Source organism: Kitasatospora sp. NPDC088134 (assembly GCF_044741705.1).
Classification (GTDB): domain Bacteria; phylum Actinomycetota; class Actinomycetes; order Streptomycetales; family Streptomycetaceae; genus Kitasatospora.
The window spans coordinates 17,448-40,744 of sequence record NZ_JBIUTD010000003.1 but is presented as its reverse complement, the minus strand read 5'-3'; the positions used below and the strand labels follow the sequence as shown (position 1 = coordinate 40,744).

The following is a 23,297-nucleotide window of genomic DNA, read 5'->3' as shown; positions in this document are numbered from 1 at the left end:
GGATGCTGGAGCGGTGATGGACGAGACGGCATTCTGGCAGCTGATCGACGACGCCCGGGACGCGGCCGCGGGCGACCCGGACGAGCAGGCGGAGGCGCTGGTCGAGCGCCTGCTGCGGCTCACCCCGGACGAGGTGCTGGACTTCGCCCGGCAGTTCGAGGCGCGGTTCCAGCGGGCCTACACGGTGGAGCTGTGGGGCGCCGCCCACCTGCTGCTCGGCGGAGCCTCCGAGGACTCCTTCGACTACTTCCGCTGCTGGCTGATCGGCCAGGGCCGGGACGTCTTCGAGGGCGCCGTGCACGACCCGGACGCGCTGGCCGAGCTGGTCCCGGACTTCGACGACGAGGAGGACGGGGACGCCGAGGAGCTGGGCTACGCCGCCGACGAGGCGTACGAGCGGCTCACCGGGCTACCGCTGCCGGACCTCGGGGTGCGGCAGCCGCCGGTCGCGCAGGGCGTCTCCTTCGACTTCGCGGACGACGCGGTGATGGCCTTCCGCTACCCGCGGCTGTGGGAGCTGTACGGGGCCTGACGGCCCGTCGGCCGCCCCTTGCCGGCGGCTGCCCCTTACCCCGGCAGCCGTCCGGGTGGCGGCCGTCCGGGTGCCCGGCGGCGCCCGCTCAGGAGGACTTGCGGACGCCCTGGACGATGTCGTCGAGGACGGAGGCGTCCGGGGCCTTCGGGTCGTCGTCCACGCCGCCGTGCAGGATGACGTAGCCGTCGTCCACCGGGGCCGCCGCGACCACCACGTAGCCGGCCGAGCCGCTCTTCGGCTCGACGTACCAGCGGATCGCCCAGCCCTTGCTGTCGGCGATGGTGAGGGTGCCGGCCGACTCCTCGCGGTGCGACTTCAGCTCGCCGAAGATGCTCGGCGCGAAGGTCGCCATCTCCTGCTCGGCGGCGGTCTTCGCGTCGGCGGCCCGGACCGGGGCGGTGACCACCGCGAACTGGCCGCGCACGCACAGGTCCTGGGACTGGCTGCAGGCGTACTGGCCGTAGATCTCGACCACCGAGGACTTGTCGTTGGCGGACTCGGCGGTCCAGCCGTCCGCCAGCGGGACGCCCCAGCCGTGCGCCTTGTCGGCCAGCGTCACCTTGCTGTCCGGGATGCTGCTCCGGGTCGGGGTCGGCGAGGGGGCCGGGCGGGCCGAGCGGCTGGGGCTCGGGCTCGGGACCGGGCTGGAGACCGAGACGGTCAGCGTCGGCGCCGGGTCGGCCTTCTTGCCCCCGGTCGGCTGCAGGGCCCACACCGCGGCGACGACCGCCCCGATCACCACCACCGCGACGGCGGCGGTGGCGCCGAGCACCAGGCCGCGGCCGCTGCCGCCGGAGGGGTTCGCGGGGGCCGGGCCGGGCCCGGGCCCGGGAGCAGGCTCGGCCGAGCGCAGCGAGGTGTTGTCCCAGGCCTGGGTGACGGCGTCGTTGAGCCGGCCCGCGGGGCGGTACGAGTCCGTCCAGGCGGTGCCGTTCCACCAGCGTTCCTGCCCGGTGCCGGGAACGGGGTACCAGCCGGGCGGCGTCGGGGTGCTCACCGCGCTACCGTACCGCCCCCCGGGGCGGGCCCGGGAGCCGCCCGGCGGTCACGAATCGGCAGCTCCCGGCGGTGTGTTGACGAACCTTCACGGGACGTCCGGGGCGCCCGGGACCTCCGGAGCGTCCTGGGCGTCCGGGGCGGGCAGGTCGTCGAGGGAGCGGCCCATCCAGACGTCGTCCACGTAGCTCCCCGCCAGCAGGAAGTGCTCGGGCAGCACCCCGAGCACCCGGAAGCCGTTGCGCTCGTAGAGGCGGCGGGCCGGGGCGTTGTGGCCCAGCACCCGGAGGGTCAGCCGGCGGGCCCCGGCCGCGCGGGCGGCGGCGCAGACGGCGGTGAGCAGCGCGTCGCCGACGCCCAGCCCGCGGGCCTCGGGCAGCACGCCGAGCCCCTGGATCTGCCGGACGTGCGCGTTGGACTCCAGCGGGATCTCCCGGACCAGCCGGACGTACCCCAGCACCCGGGCGCCGGACTGCGCCAGCAGGTACTGCTCGGGCGTGTGCTCCCGGTCGAAGAGCGGGGCGTCCTCGGGCCCGAGCGGGGTGACCTCGCTGAGCGGCGACCAGACGGCGTGGTCGATCGCCCGGATCGCCCGCTCGTCCCAGGCGGACGCCGGACGGATGATCAGATCGGTGAGCGGCATGGCGGTCATGGTAGGCGCTCCTCCGCCGGGCGGAGCCGGAATGTCGCGGGGCGGGCCGAGCTGCCGAACGGGGCGCGGACGGTGCGGGCGGGGTGAACTGCCGGGCGGGGCGCGGACGGTGCGGGTGTGAGGGCTGCGAGGATGGCCGGTATGCGAATCGCGGTGACAGGCTCCACGGGTTTGATCGGGTCCGCGCTGGTGGACTCCCTGCTGACGGACGGGCACCAGGTGGTGCGGCTGGTGCGGCAGCGGTCGCGGACCGGCCCGCAGCCGGACGGGACGGTCGGGGTCGGCTGGAACCCGTACCTGATGCAGATCGACGCCGCCGGACTGGAGGGCGTGGAGGCGGTGGTCCACCTGGCGGGTGCGGGCGTCGCCGAGCGGCGCTGGAGCGACGCCTACCGGCGGGAGATCCGGGACAGCCGGGTGCTCGGGACCGAGACCCTGGCCGCCGCGCTGGCCCGGCTGGCCGAGCCGCCCCGGGTGCTGGTGAGCGCGTCCGCGATCGGCTACTACGGGCAGACCGGGGACCGGCCGATCGACGAGGGCGACCCGGCGGGCGACGACTTCCTGGCCGAGGTCTGCGTGGAGTGGGAGGCCGCGGCCCGGCCCGCCGAGCAGGCCGGCATCCGGGTGGTGCACCCGCGCACCGGCCTGGTGCTGGACGCCGCGGGCGGCGCCGGGGCCCGGCTGCTGCCGCTGTTCCGGCTCGGCCTCGGCGGCCGGCTCGGCGGGGGCGGGCAGTACTGGAGCCTGATCTCGCTGGCCGACGAGGTCGCCGCGCTGCGCTTCCTGATCGACCACCCGGTGAGCGGCCCCGTCAACCTGACCGGCCCCGAACCCGTCACCAACCGGGAGTTGACCGAGGAGCTGGCCCGGCAGCTGGGCCGGCCCGCCGTGTTCGCGGTGCCCGAGTGGGCGCTGCGCACGGCGCTCGGCGAGATGGCCGTGGAGGTGGTGGGAAGCCACCGGGTGCTGCCGCGCGCCCTGCTGGACGCCGGGTTCGCCTTCCGCGACCCGGACGTGTCGGCGATCGTCGCGGCGGCGCTCGGCGAGCGGTAGCGGTAGCGGAACCGGGGTTCCCACGTACGGCGGTTGACGGTACGTCAGGGGGGCGCACGGGGGCACCGGGACGGCGCGCGGGGCGCGGGTCGTCACGGTGCGCGCCCGTTCCGCCCGCGCGCGGAACGCTGGGTGATTGATCCGCACCACTGCGTTGCCACTTCCGCCGGATCGGCCGATTGGGCGTCACCTCCCGGTCTGGAGCGCCGGGTGACGGGGCATCACCAGTGCGGACCATGACCTGGGCCCCCGCTGCCCGCCCCGGCACCCGCCCCGCCCGCACCCGGGCCGGACGCTGCCGCGCGCGGCGGCCGCGGAGGGCTCCACCAGGGAGGGAGCACCCACTCGTGCCAGCACACGACCTGACCGGCCGCGCCCGCGCCGCCGACCCCGACGCGGTGGTCGTCGGCGCCGGCGTCGCCGGGCTGACCGCCGCCGTCGCGCTCACCGCCCAGGGCCTGAACGTCCAGGTCCTGGAGGCCACCGAACGCGTCGGCGGCCGGATGGCCACCCGGGAACTCGACGGTTTCCGGCTCGACCACGGCGGCCACCTGCTCAACACCGCCTATCCCGAGCTCGGCCGCCGCCTCGACCTCGACCGGCTGGAGCTGCGCCCGCTCTCCCCCGGCGTCCTGGTGCACAGCGGCGGCCGCACCTACCGGGCCGGCGACCCGCAGCTCACCCCCGCCCGGCAGGCCGCCACCCGCGGCCCGCTCGGCACCCCCCTCGACAAGGCGCGGCTCGCCTCCGCGCTGTCCCGGATCGCCGCCACCCCCGCGCACCGGCTGCTGGCCCGCCCCGAGACCACCGCCGCCCGGGCGCTCGCCGACCGCGGCCTGCCCGCCCGCACCGTCGACGGCTTCCTCCGTCCGCTGCTCGTCGCGCTGCTCGCCGACCCGGCCCTCGGCACCTCCAGCCGGGTCGCCGACCTGGTGCTGCGTGCCTACGCGCTCGGTCGGCTCTGTCTCCCGGCGGCCGGCATCGGGGCCGTCCCCGCCCAGTTGGCCGCCCGGCTCCCCGAGGGCACCGTCCGGTTCGGCGTCGAGGTCACCTCGGTCGGCACCGACGGCGTGGAGACCGCCGCGCACGGCCGGGTCCGGGCCCGGGCGGTGGTGGTCGCCACCGACGCCGCGACCGCCTCCACCCTGGTCCCCGGCCTCCGGCAACCCTCCTTCCACCCCGTCACCACCTACTACCACGCCGCCGGGAGCTCCCCGCTGGGCGAGGCCGTCCTGCTCCTGGACGCCGAGCGCGGCGGCGTCTCGCACTCCCTGGTGCTCAGCGACGCCGATCCCTCCTACGCTCCCGACGGCCGCGCCCTGATCGCCACCACCGTCCTCGGCCGCCGCGCCTTCGACTCCGGCGGCCCGGCCGGTGACGAGCCCGCCGTCCGGCGACGGCTGGCCGAGCTGTACGGGACCGCCACCTCCGGCTGGGAGTTCCTGACCGTCCGTCACGTCCCCGACGCGGTGGTCGCGATGCCGCCGCCGCACCACTTCCGCCGCTCGGTCCGGCTGCTCGCCGGGCTCTACGTCTGCGGCGACCACCGGGACACCGGGACGGTGCAGGGCGCACTCGTCTCGGGCCGACGGGCCGCGAGGGCGGTCCTCAAGGACCTCGGTCTGCGCACCGTGCCGGGGGTGGCAGAAGCGGCAGCGTGAGCAGTCGGGCTTTCAGGGGCCCGGGGAACGGCGGGGCCGAGGGGCGATGGGCCGGGGCACAGTGGGGCGCTACGGGGCGTCGGCCAAAGGACCTTCGGCCCGAAACGGGGTAGCGCCTCGCAGCCCGTCGGACGCCCGCCACTCGGCACCGCCGTTCCCCGGGCCCCTGGTTGTTCCCCCGCATCTGCCTAAGCGCTCTCCGTGGCCCGGCGGAGCCTTATGCGTCGCGGCGGAGGTGGGAGCGGAGGCCCCAGTGCGCGGCGAGGGCGAGGAGGAGGGCGGCGGAGAGCGGGAGGACGGCGGCGCGGCCGATGAAGAGGGAGAGCGCGCCCCGGTCGGCGCAGTCGCCCGCGCAGGCCATCGTCACGGTCGTGACCAGGCAGGTCACTCCGGCGACGGCGGTGTAGAGGGGGCAGAGCCAGGGGCTGGTGGCGGCCTTACGGGGCAGCAGGACGACCGGGACGGTGATCGCGCCGGCCAGGGCGGTCGCCGCGAGCGCGCCGAGGAGCGGGCCGATCGTCGGCAGATGGGCGCCCGTGAGGGCCGTCTCGGCCACCGCTCCCCAGAGGAGGCCGGCGGCGCCGATCGCCGCGACCACCCGGACGTACATCATGATGCGCCAGGAGTGGTCCACCGCAGGGCTGTTGTCCGACGTCACGCTTCTTCTCCCCCCGTCTTCGGTGGGAGAACGCTACACCTCGGAGGGCCGGCCGCCCTCCGAGGTGCAGGAGGTCAGATCACCCCGGCCTGGCGGGCGGCCTCCTCGAAGGCGCGGGCGGCGGGGGTGGTGCGGTAGGGGGCGAGGCGGCGGTGGAAGTCGCGGAGGTACTCGACGGTGCGCGCGGAGCGCATCTCGCCGGCCGCCCGGAGGCTGTCGGTGGCCATCGAGCAGGCTTCGTCCACGTCGCCCATGCCGAGGCGGGCGGAGGCGAGGACCAGGCGGCAGAGGATGCGGCTGCGGGCGTACGCGGGGGCCCGGAGGCGGAGCGACTTCTCGGCGTGCTGGGCGGCGGGCCGCCACTGCTGGAGGTCGCGGTAGCAGTGGGCGAACTCGTCGGCGAGTTGGGCGTCGTCGAAGTAGCGGGCCCAGGACGGGACTTCGTCGGCGGGGCGGGCGGTGGCGAGGGCCCGTTCGCAGCGCACCAGGGCGGTCGTGCAGGCCCGGACGTCGCCGGCCAGGGCGTGGCCGCGGGCCTCGGCGGCGTGCATCAGGGCCTGGACGACGGGGACGGCGGTGGTGCCGACGCCCTGCTGGGCGACCCGGGCGAGCTGGATGGCCTCGCGGGCGTGGCCGAGGTGGACGGCCTGCTGGCTCATGGTGGTGAGGACGAAGCCGCCGAGGACCCGGTCGCCGGCCGCCTGGGAGAGCCGCAGGGCCTGCACGAAGTAGCGCTGGGCGAGGCCGTGCGCGGAGATGTCGAAGGACGTCCAGCCGGCCAGCCGGGTGAGGTCGGCGACGGCGCCGAACAGCGCGCGGCCGATCTGTTCGCCGTACCGGCCGCGGAGCATGGGTTCGGCCTCGCTCTCCAGGTAGCGGACCAGGGCCTGCCGGGCGTGGCCGCCGCCGTAGGCGTGGTCGAGGGCGCGGAACAGGTCGCCGACGGCGCGGATCGCGGCGATGTCGCCGCGGCCGACCCGGACCGGCGGCCGGCCCTCCCGGGTCTCGGGGGCGGGTTCGGCGCCGGTCGGGGCGGCGTGCCGGCGCGGGGCCTGCGGGGGGACCCGGGCGCCCTGCGGGGCGGCGCGCAGTTCCTCGGGGGTGAGGGTGCTGCCGTCCCGGGCGACGCGTTCGTCGGTGCGGCCGATCAGCCAGTCGCGGCTGGGGACGACGAGTCCGGCCGGGGTGAAGGCGATCTTGCGGAGTTCGGCGTAGGGGCCGTTGTCCTTGCGCCACATGGAGGCGACGATGTCGACGGCCTCCTGCGGGGTCTCGGCGAATTCGAGGCCGGCGTAGACCGGGGCGCAAGCGTCCAGGCCGACGTCCTGGGCGGTGAGGCGGCGGCCGAGGCGGCGGGTGAACACCTCGGCGATCAGTGCGGGGGTCGCGCCGCGCGGCTGTTGGCCGCGCAGCCAGCGGGTGACCGAGGTCTTGTCGTAGCGCAGGTCGAGGCCGTGCTCCAGGCCGAGCTGGTCGACCCGGCGGGCCAGGCCGGCGTGCGAGAAGCCGGACTCCTCGATGAGCGCGGCGAGTTGGGGGTTCTGGGCGCGCCCGGCGGGGGCCGCGGGCCCGGTCGGCCCGGCGGCGTGCGGAGAGGTCTCGGCCGCTCCGGTCGGGTGCGGGTCGAGCGGGTCGAGCGGGTCGAGCGATCGGTACGCCGGGCTGTCCATCACGGGCCGTTGGGGCATAGCAGTCCACACCTCTCAGGCGCCGTTCCGGCCCCTCCTGCCCGGTGCGGCGCCCCCTGATCGGGAATCGGCGCGAATGTAGCGAGCATTGGGACGCTATGGGTGGATTCGGACCCTCCGTCCACCGAACGGGTGAACCAGCCCCGCCCGTTGTGAGGAAGCACGGGCCTGGCGTGTTTGGCTTCGGGGGCCGCTGCCCGCGCCCCGGATGCATGGTGTGCGGCACCACTCGCGGGCGGGTTGCTGTGGTGTCTGCCCACATCGTTGCCGGGGCCGCGAATTCCTACCGTTCTCGGCCATGGACACCTCTTCTGCCCCGCTCCCCCAGCTCTCGCTGCACGGCCGGACCGCGCTGGTCACGGGGGCCGCCTCCGGCATCGGCCGGGCCTGCGCGGAGGCGTTCGCCGCGGCGGGCGCCCGCGTGTACGTGGTCGACCTGGCCGCCGGCCCCGCCGAGGAGCTGGCGGAGCGGATCGGCGGGGTCGCGCACGTCGCCGACCTGTCCGACCCGGACGCGGTGGAGGCGCTGCCGACCGACGCCGACATCGTGGTCAACAACGCGGGCCTGCAGCACGTCGCGCCGGTGCACGAGTTCCCGGTGGAGCGGTTCACGCTGATCCAGCGGGTGATGGTGGAGGCCCCGTTCCGCATCCTGCGCCGCACCCTGCCGCACATGTACGCGCAGGACTGGGGCCGGGTGGTCAACGTGTCCTCGGTGCACGGCCTGCGGGCCAGCGCCTTCAAGTCGGCGTACGTGACGGCCAAGCACGCCCTGGAGGGCCTGAGCAAGACGGTGGCCCTGGAGGGCGCCCCGTACGGGGTGACCAGCAACTGCATCAACCCGGCCTACGTGCGCACCGCCCTGGTGGAGCGTCAGATCGCCGCGCAGGCGCTGGCGCACGGCATCCACGAGGACGAGGTGGTGGAGCGGATCATGCTCGACCGGACCGCCGTGAAGCGGCTGATCGAGCCCGCGGAGGTGGCGCAGCTCGCCCTCTGGCTGTGCTCCCCCGGCGCCTCGTACATCACCGGCGCGAGCCTGCCGGTGGACGGCGGCTGGACCGCCCACTGACCCCCGTACGCCCCCGTCCCGCCCCTACGTCCGCAAGGGATTCCCCCATGGCTGCCTCTCCCGACGTCGCGAGAACCGGCTCCCTGCCCAGGGTGGTCGCCGCCTCGCTGATCGGCACCACCGTCGAGTGGTACGACTACTTCCTCTACGGCTCGGCCGCGGCGCTGGTCTTCGGGCACGTGTTCTTCCCGAAGGCCGATCCGCTGACCGGCACCCTGCTGTCCTTCCTGACCTACGCCATCGGGTTCGCCGCCCGACCGCTGGGCGCCCTGGTGTTCGGGCACTTCGGCGACCGGATCGGCCGCAAGAAGCTGCTGGTGCTGAGCCTGCTGCTGATGGGCGGGGCGACCACGCTGATCGGCTGCCTGCCGACGTACGACCAGGCCGGGGTGGCCGCCCCGGTGATGCTGACGGGCCTGCGGCTGGTGCAGGGCTTCGCGCTGGGCGGCGAGTGGGGCGGGGCGGTGCTGCTGGTCTCCGAGCACGGCGACCCGAAGCGGCGCGGCTTCTGGGCGTCCTGGCCGCAGGGCGGCGCGCCGGCCGGGAACCTGCTGGCGGCGGGCGTGCTGTCGCTGATGACGGCCGTCCAGTCGGACGCCGCGTTCCTGGACTGGGGCTGGCGGGTGCCGTTCCTGCTGTCCGCGGTGCTGGTCGCGGTCGGCCTGTGGATCCGGCTCGCAGTGGACGAGTCGCCGCTGTTCAAGGCGGCGCTGGCGGCCGCCGAGCGGCGCACGGTGAAGGAGACCCCGCCGCTGCTGGCGGTGCTGCGGGACAGCTGGCGGGACGTGCTGGTGGCGATGGGCGCCCGGATGGCGGAGAACATCTCGTACTACGTGATGACCACCTTCGTGCTGGCGTACGCCGTGGGCCATGCCCACCTGCCCAAGCAGACCGCGCTGAACGCGGTGCTGATCGGCTCGGCGGTCCAGTTCGCGCTGATCCCGCTGTTCGGGGCGCTCTCCGACCGGATCGGCCGGAAGCCGGTCTACCTGGTCGGCGCGGTCGGGGTCGGCGTCTGGGCCTTCGTCTTCTTCCGGATGGTCGACACCGCGGACTTCACCTCACTGGTCACCGCGATCACCGTCGGCCTGGTCTTCCACAGCATGATGTACGCCCCGCAGGCGGCGTTCTTCTCCGAACTGTTCGCCACCCGGACCCGCTACTCCGGGGCCTCGATCGGCGCCCAGTTCTCCTCGGTCGCGGCCGGCGCGCCCGCCCCGCTGATCGCCACCGCGCTGCTCAAGGACTACGGCAGCGCCACCCCCATCGCCGTGTACGTGGCGATCGCCGCCGTGATCACCGTGTTCGCGGTGCTCTGCGGCCGGGAGACCCGCGGCGCCGACCTGGCCGGGCCGGACGCCGGCCCCGGGGTGGACTCCGTGAAGGCGGCCACCGCGGCCTGAGCACTTCCGGCAGGATCGTGGGCCGCGCCACCGGACGCCCGTCCGGCGGCGCGGCCCCGGCCCGTTCGTGCGGCGGGCCGGGGAGCCGCGGGGGCAACGGGGGGCACGAGTGACAGGGAAGACCGAATGGACCGCCACACCACCGCGGCGCCGGCGCTGCGCAGACTGCTGGACCTGCTGGCCACCGGCGCCGCCACCGAGGACTTCGGCGAGGTGCTCGCCGACGCCCGCCGCCGGGGCGCGCCGGCCGAGGTGCTGGGCGAGATCGACGACGCCACCTGGCAGGCCCTGCGGGTGCACCGGACGATGCGTCAGCACCGCAGACGCGAGGCCGAGTTGACCGCGCTGTTCGACACCGCGGGCGACCTGGCCGCCTCCCGCGACCTGGACGCCGTGCTGCAGGCCATCGTCCGCCGGGCCCGGATGCTGCTCGGCACCGACACCGCGTACCTGACGCTCCCCGACGAGCGGGCCGGCGACACCTACATGCGGGTCACCGACGGCTCGGTGTCGCCGCTCTTCCAGACCCTGCGGCTCAGCCTCGGCGACGGCCTCGGCGGCCTGGTCGCGCAGACCGCCCGCCCCTACGCCACCCACGACTACCGGGTCGACGAGCGCTTCCGGCACACCGGCCAGATCGACGCGGGCGTGCTGGACGAGGGCCTGGTCGCGATCATCGGGGTGCCGCTGCTGCTCGGCGGCACCGTGATCGGCGTGCTGTTCGCCGCCGACCGCTCGCCGCGGGCCTTCTCCCCCGACGAGGTCGCGCTGCTGTGCACGCTGGCCGCGCACGCCGCGATCGCCCTGGACACCGCCAAGTCGCTGGCCGACACCCGGGACGCGCTGGCCGAACTGGCCGCCGCCAACGGCGTCATCCGGGCCCACTCGGCGGCCGTGCAGCGCGCCGAGCAGGCCCACGACCGGCTCACCGACCTGGTGCTGCGCGGCGCGGAGGTCGCCGACGTGGCCGCCGAGGTGGCCGCGCTGCTGGACGGCGCCGCCTCCGTCCACGACGCCGAGGGCGGCCCGCTGACCGGCCCCGGCGCCGTCCCCGACGGCCTGGCGGAGGCGGTCGCCGCCTCCCGCGCCCAGGGCCACGCGGTCCGGCACGGCGCGGAGTGGGTGTGCGCGGTGCTCGCCGGGCAGGAGCTGCTGGGCGCCCTGGTGCTGCACGGGCGGCCCGAACTGGACGACGCCGACCGGCGGGTGTTCGAGCGGGCGAGCGTGGTGACGGCGCTGCTCCTGCTGCTGCGGCGCTCGGTCGCGGAGACCGAGAACCGGGTCCGCGGCGAGCTGCTCGCCGACCTGCTGACCGCGCCGGACCGCGACCCGGCGGGCCTGACCGCGCGCGGGCGGCGGCTGGGCGTCGACCTGAACCGGCCGCACCTGGTGCTGGTCGCCGCGGTCGCCGACCCCGCCGCCCGGGAGCGGCTGGCCGGGGCCGCGGCCCGCTACCTGTTCGGTTCGCGCGGCATCAGCGCCGAGTTCGGCGACGGCGTGGTGCTGCTCGTCCCGCACGACGGGGCGGGGACTGCCTCGGGTTCCGGCTCGGGTTCCGGCTCGGGTTCCGGCGCGGGTTCCGGCTCGGGCAGCAGCTCGGGCGGAGGCTCGAACGGGGGCTCGAACGGGGGCTCGGGCGACGGCGAGGTGGCCGCCGCGGCCGCCGAGCGGCTGGCCCGGCTGGCGGGCGCCCCCGTCACGGTCGGCGCCGGGCGGGCCGCGGGCGGGCCGGTCGCACTGGCCGCCGCCTGGGCGGAGGGCGTGCGCTGCGTGCGGGCGCTGCGGGTGCTCGGCCGGGAGGGCGACGGGGCGTGCGCCGCCGACCTGGGCTTCCTCGGCGTCCTGCTCGGCGACGGCCACGACGTGGACGGCTTCGTCCGCACCGTGCTCGGCCCGCTGCTGGACTACGACGCCAAGCGCGGCACCGAGCTGGTCCGCACCCTGCGCGCCTACTTCGACTGCGGCGGCAGCCTGACCCGGGCCAAGGACCAGCTGCACGTCCACGTGAACACGGTGGTGCAGCGCCTGGACCGGGTGGAGGTGCTGCTCGGCCGGGACTGGGGCTGGCCGGAGCGGGCGCTGGAGCTGCAACTGGCGCTGCGGCTGCTGCTGCTGGCGGGGGGCTAGCCGGGGCCGGACGGGCAGCCGGGGCGTTCGGCCGGGGCGTTCGGCCGGTCGGCGTACAGTGGCGAGGTTGGGCCAGTGGGCGGCGGCAGGGAGCGTGTGGTGAGCGAGAACGTGCGGTTCGTGCGGATGGGGATCGGCGAGCGGACCGTCCCCTACCAGGAGGCGTGGGCGGAGCAGCAGCGGCTGCACGCGCTGCGGGTCGCGGACGAAATACCGGACACCGTGCTGCTGCTGGAGCACGACCCGGTGTACACCATGGGCAAGCGCACCAACCCGGCGGACCTGCCGCTGGACGGCACCCCGGTGGTGGAGGTCAACCGGGGCGGCGAGATCACCTGGCACGGGCCGGGCCAGCTGGTCGGCTACCCGATCGTGAAGCTGCCGGACCCGATCGACGTGGTGGCGTACGTGCGCCGCCTGGAGGAGGCGCTGATCCGGGCCTGCGCCGGGTTCGGCGTGGACACCACCCGGGTCGAGGGCCGCAGCGGGGTGTGGAAGCTGGGCGCGGAGATCCCCGGCGCGGTGGTCGACCCGTCCCAGGTGGTGGAGATCGGCAAGCTGACCCTGCGGATGGGCCTGCCGCTGGGCATCGACCCGCGGCTGGCCGGGCCCGAGTACGCGCCGTCCAACGCGGGCCAGCGCGGCGACGACCGGAAGCTGGCGGCGATCGGCGTCCGGGTCGCCCGCGGCGTCACCATGCACGGCTTCGCGCTGAACTGCGACCCCGACATGACGTACTTCGACAAGATCGTGCCGTGCGGCATCCGGGACGCCGGGGTGGCCTCGCTGGCCGGCGAGCTGGGCCGGCCGTTCCCGGTCGCCGAGGCGGTCGGGCCGGTGGAGCGGGCGCTGGCCGGGGTGTTCGCCGAGCTGCCGGAGCCCGTCGCGGCGGGTTGACCGCGGTCGGCCGGTCGCGGTGGGCCGGTCACGGAATCGGCGCGGAATCGGCGCGGCGCGCCGGGCGTTGCCTTCCGAACGAAGGCCAGGGGCCGGGAACGGGCCGTTGAAGCACAGGCGTACCCTGAGTGGTACCCCGTCTAGTTCTAGGAGTCGCACGTGTCCGCTGTCGCACCCGACGGCAGGAAGCTCCTCCGCCTGGAGGTCCGCAACAGCGAGACCCCCATCGAGCGGAAGCCGGAGTGGATCAAGACCAGGGCGAAGATGGGGCCGGAGTACAACGCCCTGCATGCGCTGGTGAAGAAGGAGGGGCTGCACACGGTCTGCCAGGAGGCCGGCTGCCCCAACATCTTCGAGTGCTGGGAGGACCGCGAGGCGACCTTCCTGATCGGCGGCGACCAGTGCACCCGCCGCTGCGACTTCTGCCAGATCGACACCGGCAAGCCCGCCGAGTTCGACCGGGACGAGCCGCGCCGGGTCGCCGAGTCCATCGTCACGATGGACCTGAACTACGCCACCATCACCGGCGTCGCCCGGGACGACCTGGCGGACGGCGGCGCCTGGCTGTACGCCGAGACGGTCCGCCAGGTGCACGCGATGACGGCCGCCCGGGAGGCCGGCCGCACCGGCGTCGAGCTGCTGATCCCGGACTTCAACGCCGTCCCCGAGCAGCTGGCCGAGGTCTTCTCCTCCCGTCCCGAGGTGCTGGCGCACAACGTCGAGACGGTGCCGCGGATCTTCAAGCGGATCCGCCCGGCGTTCCGCTACGAGCGCTCGCTGGACGTCATCACCCAGGCCCGGGCGGCCGGGCTGGTCACCAAGTCCAACCTGATCCTCGGCATGGGCGAGACCCGCGAGGAGGTCAGCGAGGCGCTGTCCGACCTGGTCGACGCCGGCTGCGAGCTGATCACCATCACCCAGTACCTGCGGCCCTCGCTGCGGCACCACCCGGTGGAGCGCTGGGTGAAGCCGCAGGAGTTCGTCGAACTCCAGCAGGAGGCCGAGGAGCTGGGCTTCGCCGGCGTCATGTCGGGCCCGCTGGTGCGCTCCTCGTACCGGGCCGGCCGGCTGTACCGGCAGGCGCTGGAGCGCCGGGAGCAGCAGGCCGCGGTCTGAGGGCCGCCCGGTCCGCGGGGGTGGGTCCGAGGGCTGCCCGGTCCGCGGGGGTGGGTCCGAACGGGCCCGCCCCCGCCGCACGTCCGGGGCAACGGGCGTCCGCCCCGGACGTTTCACGTGGCATTGACGGGCGGGTCACCGTACGGTAACGGGCGTCCGGGACGCTGGAGCGGTACCCGGGTCGAGGAGTTGGTGGTCATGCGTACGGGAATCCGGAGCGCGCTGCGGCGGGCCGAGCACGTGTTGTTGATCCGGGGGGCGCGGCGGAACGCCTGGGCCGCGGTCTGCGAGAACCGTCGGTTGGCGGGCGAGCGCGAGCCGGTCGGGCCGGTGGCCGGCGGGGTGTCCGGGCGCAGCGCCTGAACCGTGCTCCGGCGGCGGGTGCGCGCCCGGTCGGTCTCGGGGAAAGACCAGGGTCACGAACCGGCACCGCCGTGAATGATCGCGGGGGCCGCCACGTACCATGAGCGGTATGGCGAGGCAAAAATCCGATACCCCTGGGCGGCTCGCGCAGATCCGCCAGGCATATGTCATGACCAAGAAGGCCGATCCCAAGATCGGCCTGATCATCGCCGGCGTCGGCCTGCTGACCTTCGGCGTGTTCCTCGCCATCGGCTTCGCGCTGGACCACCCGATCTACCTGGGCATCCTCGGTTTCGTGGTGGCCGTGCTGGCGGTCGCGATCGTGTTCGGCCGCCGGGCCGAGCGGGCCGCGTTCGGGCAGATGGAGGGCCAGCCGGGCGCGGTCGCCGCGGTGCTGGGCAACATCCGCCGCGGCTGGAGCTCGAACCAGACCCCGGTCGCGGTCACCCGCAACCAGGACGCGGTCTACCGGGCGGTCGGCCGGGCCGGCATCGCGCTGATCGGCGAGGGCAACCCGAACCGGGTCCGGCCGCTGCTGGCGTCCGAGAAGAAGAAGATGTCCCGCGTGGTCGGCGACATCCCGGTGCACGACATCATGGTGGGCACCGGCGAGGGCGAGATCCCGCTGAAGAAGCTGCAGATCCACCTGATGCGCCTGCCCCGTTCGATCACCGCCGCCCAGGTCACCGAGACCAACGACCGGCTGCGCGCGCTCGGCGACCTGCTCTCCAAGGCGCCGATCCCCAAGGGCCCGATGCCGAAGGGCGCCCGGATGCCCAAGGGCGGCCCCCGCTAGCCCCGCCCCTTCCCGTACGACACCCCCGTACGACACCACGGCCCCGCCGGCGGAGACCACTCTCCGCGGACGGGGCCGTTCGACGTCTGGGCCGGTACGGGTCGACGTCCGGCCGGGTGCGGGTCGACGTCCGGCTCGGGACGGGTGGTCAGATCCGGACCTCGACGGTGCCGACGGCCTTGTCGTGCAGGCCGCGGGAGTCGCGGTCCCAGACGACGGCCGGGACGACCAGGCAGAGCAGCAGGGTGCGCAGCAGCACCTGCGGGATGGTGGCGCGGCTGCCGTCCAGCCGGACCACCCGCATGCCGAACAGGCGCTTGCCGACGGTGGTGCCGGTGGTGGCCAGGAAGAGCGCCGTCACGGCGTAGAACAGCGGGAGGCTCCACATGTTGGCGGAGCCCACGTCGCCGGCCGCGATCAGGCCGTAGGCGACCAGGTTGACCAGCCAGCCGTCGACGAACAGCGCGCCGAGGCGGCGGCCGGGCCCGGCCATCGAGCCGGGGCCGGTGCGCGGGAGGCCGAGGCGCTCGCCGCGGTGGCCGAAGTCGGCGCCCATCTTCTCGGCGGCCGCCTTCGGGCCGTCGATCCACGATCCGAGTGCTTCTCTGGTGTCCACGAATCCACCCTAACCGGGCTTACGGGCCCGGCCGGGTGCGGGGGCCGTCGCGGGCTTGGTCGCGGCGCGCCGGGGTAACAGCCCTTCGGGGTGAACCGGGTGCGGCCGACTGTGCCGAGTGGTCTGGACCACTTGACCGCCAGGGGCGTGGCGGAGGTGGGGATTTGCCCCGAACCGTACCGCTATGCCGCCCACCGGAGCAGGCCGGTTAACATGTGGGAAACAAGCGAGTCACGAACCGGAAACGGACCGTTCCTATCGTGAGCCCCCTGCACCGGGGCTTCCGTCGCCCCTGACGGAGACTCAGATCGTGCACGCCGAGGAGGAGTACGGATGTTCACCAACGCCGACGAGGTGAAGCAGTACATCGCGGACAACGACGTCAAGTTCGTCGATGTCCGGTTCTGCGACCTGCCGGGCGTGCTGCAGCACTTCTCGGTCCCGGCCGCGACCTTCGACCCGACCGAGACGCTGATGTTCGACGGCTCCTCGATCCGCGGCTTCCAGGCGATCCACGAGTCCGACATGGCCCTGGTGCCCGACCTGGCCACCGCCCGGCTGGACCCGTTCCGCACCGAGAAGCACCTCAACATCAACTTCTTCATCCAGGACCCGATCACCGGCGAGGCGTACAGCCGCGACCCGCGCAACGTCGCCCGCAAGGCCGAGGCGTACCTGGCCTCCTCCGGCATCGCCGACACCGCCTACTTCGGGCCCGAGGCCGAGTTCTACGTCTTCGACTCGGTGCGCTTCGACACCTCCGCCAACGCGTCCTACTACCACATCGACTCGGTGGCGGGCGCCTGGAACAGCGGCTCCGCGGAGGGCGACGCCCGCGGCTACAAGGTCAAGTACAAGGGCGGCTACTTCCCCGTCCCGCCGGTCGACCACTTCGCCGACCTGCGCGCCGAGATGTCACTCGAACTGGCCAAGGCCGGGCTGGAGGTGGAGCGCCAGCACCACGAGGTCGGCACCGCCGGACAGGCCGAGATCAACTACAAGTTCAACACCCTGCTGCACGCCGCCGACGACCTGATGCTGTTCAAGTACATCATCAAGAACGTTGCCTGGCGGGCCGGCAAGACCGCGACCTTCATGCCCAAGCCGATCTTCGGCGACAACGGCTCCGGCATGCACGTCCACCAGTCGCTGTGGACCGGCGGCAACCCGCTCTTCTACGACGAGCAGGGCTACGCGGGCCTCTCCGACACCGCCCGCTACTACATCGGCGGCATCCTCAAGCACGCCCCCTCGCTGCTCGCCTTCACCAACCCGTCGGTGAACTCCTACCACCGCCTGGTGCCCGGCTTCGAGGCGCCCGTCAACCTGGTCTACTCGCAGCGCAACCGCTCCGCCGCGATCCGCATCCCGATCACCGGCTCCAACGCCAAGGCCAAGCGCATCGAGTTCCGCGCCCCCGACCCGGCCTCCAACCCCTACCTGGCCTTCTCCGCGATGCTGATGGCCGGCCTCGACGGCATCAAGAACAAGATCGAACCCCTTGAGCCCGTCGACAAGGACCTCTACGAGTTGGCCCCCGACGAGCACGCCGCCGTCCCCCAGGTCCCCGCCTCCCTCGGCGCCGTCCTCGACGCCCTGGAGGCCGACCACGAATACCTCCTGGCCGGCGGCGTCTTCACCACCGACCTGATCGAGACCTGGATCGACTACAAGCGCACCGCCGAGATCGCCCCCATCGCCCTCCGGCCCCACCCGTACGAGTTCGAGCTCTACTACGACCTGTAGGAACTCTTCCGACCTGCGGAAACGCAGTTCGATCTCTCACCGTTTCCGCAGGTCAGCACCTTTTTGACCTGCGGAAACGCGCACGCTGGTGCAGGCACCGAGTGCTGGTCGGCTCGCGGTGTGAAATGGAAGTGAAATGGGTTCGATCTCGACCCAGACCTCGGTGGTCTCAAGCGGTGCATCTCACCTCGCCATTCCGTAGCGGTGAGTAGCCGTCGGCTGTGGCTGTGCCAAGTCGCCGGGTGGTCGTGCTCACTGACAACCTGCTCCAGCAGGGGACAGCCGAGGAACTCGCGACGTCGCGAGGAGGGGTGGGGGGCCGAACAGGGCAGGGCGCAGCGGAGGAGCTTGGAGACGGGCAGTTTCTGGTCGCACGGGTAGTCGAGTAGGTCCTTGGTGGGATTTGGTGGCCACAGCTGTGACCGCCGCGAACTCGTCGCCTTGACCGAGCTGGTACCCCGCCCGTCAGGGATCGCCGCACTGTCATAACGGTCGGTGGTGGCCCACGGCTGAGGGCTATGGACGATGGTGAGGCCGGAAGGGCAGCCTTGAGGCCAAGTCGGCACCAGCCGCCCGGATCATGTCCGGTGTGAGCTCGCGCCGACCCTCGCGGACCATCTTGGCGACCAACTGGCACCTCCTCGACGGCACCCCCGGTTGTAGCGAAGGCCGGTGACGGCCATCAGCAGGCCGTTGCACTCCCGACAGCGGGCCATGTTTGCACCAGGTCGAAGCGCAGCGTCGACAGGGGCTCTCGGTGAGGACCAGGTCAGCGCTGTCACCGTCCGCAGTCAGCTGCCGCTACGCGAGGGCGATCTTCTTGAGGACCGAATCGCCGCTGGCCGGGCTGGGCTGGGCTCGGTGAGGTAAGCCACACGTTTGACTTGGCGCGGAGCCGTCCACGGCGTACCTGAGCTGCAGCGGAATGCCGCGCAGCAGGACGACGTCGTCCACGTTACCGACGTCCTGATACTCGACACCGACGCTCCGAAACGGGTCGCGCACCTGCGGGGTGCTCTCCCTCATGAGAGCCAGACAGCACTGGGGACCCTGCGACGAGCAGCTGGCATGGCTGAGCTGCTCGATTACGCCAGTTCGGGAAGCTTCGAGGAGGATAAGCTGGGCCCAGTGGCCGTGATGGAGGATGGACAAGCCCGACGGCAGGCCCACGGTCGGCTGGGCGGAAGGAGCAGGCAGGCGTGATGGAGGATGGCCGCTGGACGACGGTCACCGACTCCGAGTTCGAGCACGAGCGCCGCGGGCTGAGTGCCATCCGCCGGCAGCTGCCGAACGCAGACCCGTGGCGCGCCTGGTCCAACTTCACCTTCACCGCCAACGGTGGGCATGTGCGTGAGGTCGACCTGCTGGTCGTCACGCCCGGCGGCGTACATCTGATCGAGCTCAAGGATTGGCACGGCTCGGTCGAGTCTCGCAACGGCACCTGGCTGCAGACTCAGCCGAGCGGCCGCCAGGTCGCTCACAGCAACCCGCTGCATCTGGCCAGCAAGAAGGCCAAAGAACTGGCGGGCCTGCTCTCCCAGAGCGCCGGTCCGCAGGATCGCAAGCGCTGGTGGGTCTCCGAGGCCGTCTGCTTTACCGACAACGCCCTTGATGTGCGCCTCCCGTCCCATGATCGCAACGGGGTCTTTGACGTGAAGGGGCTGGTCGAGCATCTGTCCCGTCCGCCGCGCGACGAGGCCGGCCGGATCAAGGGGGTGGACTCCGCCCAGCTCACCCGGCTGCTGGCCCGCATCGGCATCGCCCGCAGCAACGCGGAGTACCGAGTTGGCCCCTACCGGCTCGACCGCAAGGCGTTCGACAGTGGGCCCACCTGGGCCGACTACCTGGGCCACCACACCGACCTTCAGGAGGTCGCCCGGGTCCGAATCTATCTGCGCGAGCGCGGCGCGGACCAGTCGCTCCAGGAGTCGGTGGAACGAGCTGCCCGGCGCGAGGCCGCGGTTCTCACTGGTTTCCGCCATCCCGGTGTTGTCCAGCTGGCGCAGTACGACGCTTCGGGCCACTCGGCAGGCCCAGCGCTGATCTTCAAATATGATCAGCGGACCCTGCGCCTGGACGAGTACATGGCTCAGTACGGCGAGAAGCTCGGCCTGCCCGCCAGGGTGGCACTGGTCCGACAGCTCGCCGAGACCGTCCGCTCCGCCCACAGCCACCGTCTCTACCACCGAACGCTCTCCGCGCGGGCAGTGCACGTCGTCCCCGTGCGGCGCACGCCGGGCGCCAGCGAGGACGCGGCCTGGCTGACGCCCCGGCTTCAGCTCTCGGACTGGCAAGTCGCGCTGCGCTCGGGCTCCGCCAGCCAGGGCGGGACAGCGGCGCTGGAGCGGGCCGGTCTGGCGCCGACCCGCGCCTCACACCTCGGCCAGCACCTCTCCGAAGCGGCAGACCCCTACCTGGCACCAGAGCTGACGGTCCGTGACGCCGACCCGATCGCGCTCGACGTGTATGGCTTGGGCGTGCTCACCTACTTGCTGGTCACCGGTCAGGCTCCTGCGTCCAGCCAGGCGGAGCTGGAGGCGAAGCTGGAGCAGGACGAAGGCCTGCGGCCCGGCGCCGTCAAGGACGGGGTGCCACAGGATCTCGATCTGCTGGTCGACTGTGCCACCGCCTACGACCCGCAGCGACGACTGGCAACGGTGGATGAGTTCCTGGAGTTGCTCGAGGACGTCGAGTCAGCGATCACCAAGCCAACTGCGGACGCGGGTAGTGCTGGACATGAGGCCAAGGAGCAGTCGGCGGCAGACGCCGGCACGGTCCCGACTCACACGAAGCCCGAGCCGGGACCGGAGCCGGACCCCCTCCAGGCCGTGGCGGGGCAGGTCCTGGCGGGACGTTGGGAGGTGCTGCGCCGGATAGGCACCGGCTCCACCAGTCGGGCTTTCCTCGTCCGCGACCTCACAGTGGAAGAGGAAGGCAAGACCCGTAGCCTCGCAGTACTGAAGATCGCGCTCTCGGACAACCGAGCTGCGGTGCTGCGCCGCGAGGCTGAAAGCATGTCCCTGCTGCGCCCGGACTCCCGGGTGATCCGCCTAAAGGTGCCCGAGCCGGTGCTGATCGGCGGTCGGACGGTGCTGGTCCTTGAGTACGTCGGTGACGAGCGTGCCGCTCTGGAAGGTAAGAGCAAGCAGGAGACTGTCGCCCGGCAACTGCGTGAGCAGGGCCGGCTGACGATCGACCAGCTGGACGCCTACGGTGACTACCTGTTCGGCGCGGTGGACTTCCTGGAGGGCGAGGGTGTCTGGCATCGCGACATCAAGCCGGACAACATCGCAATCCGGGTGCGTCCCAATCGCACTCGCGAGCTGGTGCTGATCGACTTCTCGCTGGCCAATCTTGACGTCAAGGAGGTCGAGGCCGGGACAGAGGGCTATCTCGACCCTTTCATCGGCACGCTGACTCGCAGTGTCTACGACGCACACGCGGAGCGCTATGCCGTCGCTGTGACTCTGCACGAGATGGCGTCTGCCGAGCTGCCCGTCTGGGGCGACGGCCGTGCCCTGCCCAGACAGACCGATCCGGTCGCCTTCCCGACCGCCCGGGTGGCAGCCGACGCCTTCGACCCGCAGATCCGGGATGCGCTGATCGCGTTCTTCGCGCAGGCGCTCCATCGGGACGTCGCCAAGCGATTCAGCGACCTGAAGCCGATGCGGGACGCGTGGAAGCGAATCTTTCTGGCACTGGATGAAGTCCGGCCTTCCAGCCGCACTCGCCACGCCGACCCGTCTGCCCCGACCGGTCCGGAGCAGCAGACTGTCGCCGAAGGGGACACCTCTGCCGAGAGAGCGGTCACGGAGGCCGAGCCGGAGAGCGTCTCGGATCATCGCAACGCGCTCGCAGCGCAGGTCACCTCCGGGACCCTGCTCGACCTTTCCGGCCTCAGCCCGGCTGCGGTCTCCTTCGTTCACGGCCTCGGTCTGACGACCGTGCAGGATCTGCTCGACCTCAGCCAACGTGGTTTGGTGAACAAGCCGGGCCTGGGTGCCAAGACCCGCCGTGAGCTGCAGGACCGGATGAAGCAGTGGCGTCTCGCCCTTGCCCAGCAGCCGGCCGCACCGCTGGGCGCGGAGGGGCGGGAGGCTGCGGGCGCTGAGCTCAGCGAGTTGGAGGCGGAGGTCGCGCGGCTCGCCGTCACATCCGGAGCCGATCCCTCGGCGTTCTCGGCGCCGACCCTGCGTCGCTTCAGCCTGGACATTCTGGCGACGCTGTTCGTCCCCGAGCTGAACAAGCAAGGCAGTAATCGCAACACGGTAGACACGGTGCGCCTGCTGCTGCGCCTGCCAGGCGAGAACGGCGAATTGCCCGGTGGTCATGCGTGGCCTCGGCAGAGCGACTTCTACCAGCAGGTCGGCATCACCCAGGGCCGGGTCGCGCAGATCGTCTCCGAGCAGCGCCGCCGCTGGGCCAAGCACCCGGCGATCGAGCAGCTCCGGGCCGAGGTCATCGAGCTACTCGCCAGCCTGGGGCGAGTCGCTTCTGCGGTGGAGATCGCGGATGCTCTCGCCGTACGGCGCGGCACCCAACTGCAGGACAAGCGGCATCGCCGGGCCCTGGCGCTCGCAGCGGTCCGGGTCGCGGTGGAGATCGACCAGCTGAAGCGGGACGACAAGGCGATTGCTCACCTGGCGAACCGGGACGCGGCCGATGACGTCCTTGGCGCGGGGCTGCTGGCGCTGGAATACCGCGAGGCCGTCGACGCGCCCGATACCCCGTCCGCCCCCGGGCTCTTGGACTACGCGGCACGACTCGGCAAGGTCGCCGACCGACTGGCCCGCTCGGAGACACTGCCGACTTCGGGGACAGTACTGACAGAACTGTCAGCCGTCGCCCAACCGAGCGGCAATGTGCCTGAGTGGGACGAGCGCCGGATGGTGATGTTGGCAGCTGCTGCTTCTCAGCGGGCGGCGGCGACACCTCGTCTGGAGATCTATCCGCGCGACCTGTCCCTGGTGCGTGCTCTGCGGATTACCCAGGCCGGCGTGGTGCGATGGGTACCAGATCTGCCGGCCGAACTACAGCCGGGGCTCACCGCGGCGGACGTCCACAGGCATGTACGGGCACGCTTCCCGGAGTTGACAGCGGAGCTACCGGAGGGCGGCGCGCTGTCACGGGCGCTGGCGGAGGCTGGATTCGACCTCGTGCTGGGCGTTCGCGAAGGAAGCCGCCAGGAGCGCTACATCCCTCGCCCCATGGACGGCAGGACCACCGGGGCGACGTTCATGACCGTGGTCCCCGGGCGCGGCTCCGGTCGCAGCTCGTCCAGGCCGGCGACGACGCAGCTTTACTCCGACAATCCTGAGGAGCGCTTGCAGGCCCGCGCCGACCAGCAGCTCGCGGACGCTCGGGAGCGCGATGGGTTCAGAGTGCTGACCGTCCGTACAGAGGTGGCAGGCGCAGCGCGGGAAGCACTCGTGCGGGAGTACGGCGTCGAGCCGGTGTCGGCGGCGAGCTTCTTCCTGGTCGCGCTGCATGAGCAGGTGGACCCTCGTCCCAGACCGACCTGGGAGACAATCCTGCGTGCGGACATCGCGCCGGCCGGAACGACTGCGCGGATGAAGTTCGGCGAGTACGCGGTCACCGCTTGGGGCACGGCCGAGGCACGCCTCACGGAGCTGGTGCGAACAGGAGACAGGGGCCCGTTGCTGGTGACCGACGCGGCGGTCTTCGCCCGGTACGACGCAATGGGCGTCCTACACCGGCTCGCCGAACGGGCGCGGCAGGGCCGACGCGGCCTCTGGCTGCTGTGTCCGCAGTCGGACGCCACGGCACCGCCGCACTTCGGGGCGACGGTGGTGCCATATCAGGCAGGCCTTAACGAATGGGTCAAGCTCAACGACGCTTGGGTGAACAAATAGAAGGTGCCGGCCACACCGGTGACGGCGAACGTGAACGGGACTGGA

The 23,297-nt window shown here is 72.8% G+C and carries 17 protein-coding genes; 12 read left to right on the top strand and 5 right to left on the bottom strand.

The genetic code is table 11. The features are described from left to right. Window positions 1-16 precede the first annotated feature (16 nt). Window positions 17-532, top strand: coding sequence for a DUF4240 domain-containing protein (locus ACIOHG_RS05990; protein ID WP_400945847.1), 516 nt, complete (start codon window positions 17-19; stop codon window positions 530-532). A gap of 88 nt (window positions 533-620) precedes the next feature. Here the strand turns inward: ACIOHG_RS05990 and ACIOHG_RS05985 are convergent, their stop codons facing one another. Together ACIOHG_RS05985 and ACIOHG_RS05980 are read right to left on the bottom strand one after the other, a co-directional pair. After that, window positions 621-1,532, bottom strand: a complete 912-nt coding sequence (locus ACIOHG_RS05985) for a DUF2510 domain-containing protein (protein WP_400945845.1) — start codon at window positions 1,530-1,532, stop codon at window positions 621-623. A gap of 87 nt (window positions 1,533-1,619) precedes the next feature. Further along, complete coding sequence (locus tag ACIOHG_RS05980; protein WP_400945843.1) at window positions 1,620-2,183, bottom strand: GNAT family N-acetyltransferase; 564 nt, start codon at window positions 2,181-2,183, stop codon at window positions 1,620-1,622. A 132-nt stretch (window positions 2,184-2,315) separates the two neighbouring features. Between ACIOHG_RS05980 and ACIOHG_RS05975 the strand changes: the two genes are divergently transcribed. After that, window positions 2,316-3,236 carry a TIGR01777 family oxidoreductase gene (locus tag ACIOHG_RS05975; RefSeq protein ID WP_400945840.1) on the top strand — a complete coding sequence of 307 codons (921 nt, stop codon included), beginning with the start codon at window positions 2,316-2,318 and terminating at the stop codon, window positions 3,234-3,236. A gap of 347 nt (window positions 3,237-3,583) precedes the next feature. Further along, window positions 3,584-4,897, top strand: a complete 1,314-nt coding sequence (locus tag ACIOHG_RS05970; protein ID WP_400945837.1) for an NAD(P)/FAD-dependent oxidoreductase — start codon at window positions 3,584-3,586, stop codon at window positions 4,895-4,897. A 217-nt stretch (window positions 4,898-5,114) separates the two neighbouring features. Here the strand turns inward: ACIOHG_RS05970 and ACIOHG_RS05965 are convergent, their stop codons facing one another. Next, window positions 5,115-5,555, bottom strand: coding sequence for a hypothetical protein (locus ACIOHG_RS05965; RefSeq protein WP_400945834.1), 441 nt, complete (start codon window positions 5,553-5,555; stop codon window positions 5,115-5,117). A 74-nt stretch (window positions 5,556-5,629) separates the two neighbouring features. Further along, window positions 5,630-7,243: a regulator gene (locus tag ACIOHG_RS05960; protein ID WP_400945832.1), complete on the bottom strand. Its 1,614-nt coding sequence runs from the start codon at window positions 7,241-7,243 to the stop codon at window positions 5,630-5,632. Window positions 7,244-7,541: 298 nt separating this feature from the next. Between ACIOHG_RS05960 and ACIOHG_RS05955 the strand changes: the two genes are divergently transcribed. The 7 genes from ACIOHG_RS05955 to ACIOHG_RS05925 all read left to right on the top strand — a co-directional run bounded on the left by ACIOHG_RS05955 (window position 7,542) and on the right by ACIOHG_RS05925 (window position 15,017). After that, window positions 7,542-8,315 (top strand): 3-hydroxybutyrate dehydrogenase, encoded by a 774-nt coding sequence (locus tag ACIOHG_RS05955; RefSeq protein ID WP_400945830.1) that lies wholly within the window; start codon window positions 7,542-7,544, stop codon window positions 8,313-8,315. A gap of 47 nt (window positions 8,316-8,362) precedes the next feature. Beyond that, window positions 8,363-9,718, top strand: a complete 1,356-nt coding sequence (locus tag ACIOHG_RS05950) for an MFS transporter (RefSeq protein WP_400945828.1) — start codon at window positions 8,363-8,365, stop codon at window positions 9,716-9,718. A gap of 126 nt (window positions 9,719-9,844) precedes the next feature. Continuing rightward, window positions 9,845-11,845 carry a helix-turn-helix domain-containing protein gene (locus ACIOHG_RS05945; protein ID WP_400945825.1) on the top strand — a complete coding sequence of 667 codons (2,001 nt, stop codon included), beginning with the start codon at window positions 9,845-9,847 and terminating at the stop codon, window positions 11,843-11,845. A 96-nt stretch (window positions 11,846-11,941) separates the two neighbouring features. Continuing rightward, entirely contained in the window at window positions 11,942-12,742 is an 801-nt protein-coding gene (gene lipB, locus ACIOHG_RS05940) for a lipoyl(octanoyl) transferase LipB (protein WP_400945823.1), read from the top strand. Window positions 12,743-12,901: 159 nt separating this feature from the next. Beyond that, window positions 12,902-13,858, top strand: a complete 957-nt coding sequence (gene lipA, locus ACIOHG_RS05935) for a lipoyl synthase (protein ID WP_400945821.1) — start codon at window positions 12,902-12,904, stop codon at window positions 13,856-13,858. Window positions 13,859-14,056: 198 nt separating this feature from the next. Continuing rightward, entirely contained in the window at window positions 14,057-14,221 is a 165-nt protein-coding gene (locus ACIOHG_RS05930) for a hypothetical protein (RefSeq protein WP_400945819.1), read from the top strand. A gap of 109 nt (window positions 14,222-14,330) precedes the next feature. Then, the gene (locus ACIOHG_RS05925; RefSeq protein ID WP_400945816.1) at window positions 14,331-15,017 is read left to right on the top strand and encodes a DUF4191 domain-containing protein; all 687 of its coding nucleotides are present in this window, start codon (window positions 14,331-14,333) and stop codon (window positions 15,015-15,017) included. 148 nt (window positions 15,018-15,165) lie between these two features. Here ACIOHG_RS05925 and ACIOHG_RS05920 read toward each other — a convergent pair whose 3' ends face one another. Next, entirely contained in the window at window positions 15,166-15,633 is a 468-nt protein-coding gene (locus tag ACIOHG_RS05920) for an RDD family protein (protein ID WP_400945814.1), read from the bottom strand. A 333-nt stretch (window positions 15,634-15,966) separates the two neighbouring features. On the opposite strand from ACIOHG_RS05920, the gene glnA reads away from it, so the two are divergent. Beyond that, on the top strand, window positions 15,967-17,379 hold the full coding sequence (gene glnA / locus ACIOHG_RS05915) for a type I glutamate--ammonia ligase (protein ID WP_400945812.1): 1,413 nt from the start codon (window positions 15,967-15,969) through the stop codon (window positions 17,377-17,379). Between the two features lie 1,202 nt (window positions 17,380-18,581). Continuing rightward, window positions 18,582-23,252 (top strand): BREX system serine/threonine kinase PglW, encoded by a 4,671-nt coding sequence (pglW, locus tag ACIOHG_RS05910; RefSeq protein WP_400946668.1) that lies wholly within the window; start codon window positions 18,582-18,584, stop codon window positions 23,250-23,252. Window positions 23,253-23,297 lie beyond the last annotated feature (45 nt).

Excerpts from the sequence above, each read along its gene's own strand:
- ACIOHG_RS05990 (WP_400945847.1), top strand. The coding sequence starts at position 17 with ATGGACGAGACGGCATTCTGGCAGCTGATCGACGACGCCCGGGACGCG.
- ACIOHG_RS05980 (WP_400945843.1), bottom strand. The coding sequence starts at position 2,183 with ATGACCGCCATGCCGCTCACCGATCTGATCATCCGTCCGGCGTCCGCC.
- ACIOHG_RS05975 (WP_400945840.1), top strand. The coding sequence starts at position 2,316 with ATGGCCGGTATGCGAATCGCGGTGACAGGCTCCACGGGTTTGATCGGG.
- ACIOHG_RS05960 (WP_400945832.1), bottom strand. The coding sequence starts at position 7,243 with ATGCCCCAACGGCCCGTGATGGACAGCCCGGCGTACCGATCGCTCGAC.
- ACIOHG_RS05955 (WP_400945830.1), top strand. The coding sequence starts at position 7,542 with ATGGACACCTCTTCTGCCCCGCTCCCCCAGCTCTCGCTGCACGGCCGG.
- ACIOHG_RS05950 (WP_400945828.1), top strand. The coding sequence starts at position 8,363 with ATGGCTGCCTCTCCCGACGTCGCGAGAACCGGCTCCCTGCCCAGGGTG.
- ACIOHG_RS05945 (WP_400945825.1), top strand. The coding sequence starts at position 9,845 with ATGGACCGCCACACCACCGCGGCGCCGGCGCTGCGCAGACTGCTGGAC.
- ACIOHG_RS05930 (WP_400945819.1), top strand. The coding sequence starts at position 14,057 with ATGCGTACGGGAATCCGGAGCGCGCTGCGGCGGGCCGAGCACGTGTTG.
- ACIOHG_RS05925 (WP_400945816.1), top strand. The coding sequence starts at position 14,331 with ATGGCGAGGCAAAAATCCGATACCCCTGGGCGGCTCGCGCAGATCCGC.
- glnA (WP_400945812.1), top strand. The coding sequence starts at position 15,967 with ATGTTCACCAACGCCGACGAGGTGAAGCAGTACATCGCGGACAACGAC.
- pglW (WP_400946668.1), top strand. The coding sequence starts at position 18,582 with ATGGAGGATGGCCGCTGGACGACGGTCACCGACTCCGAGTTCGAGCAC.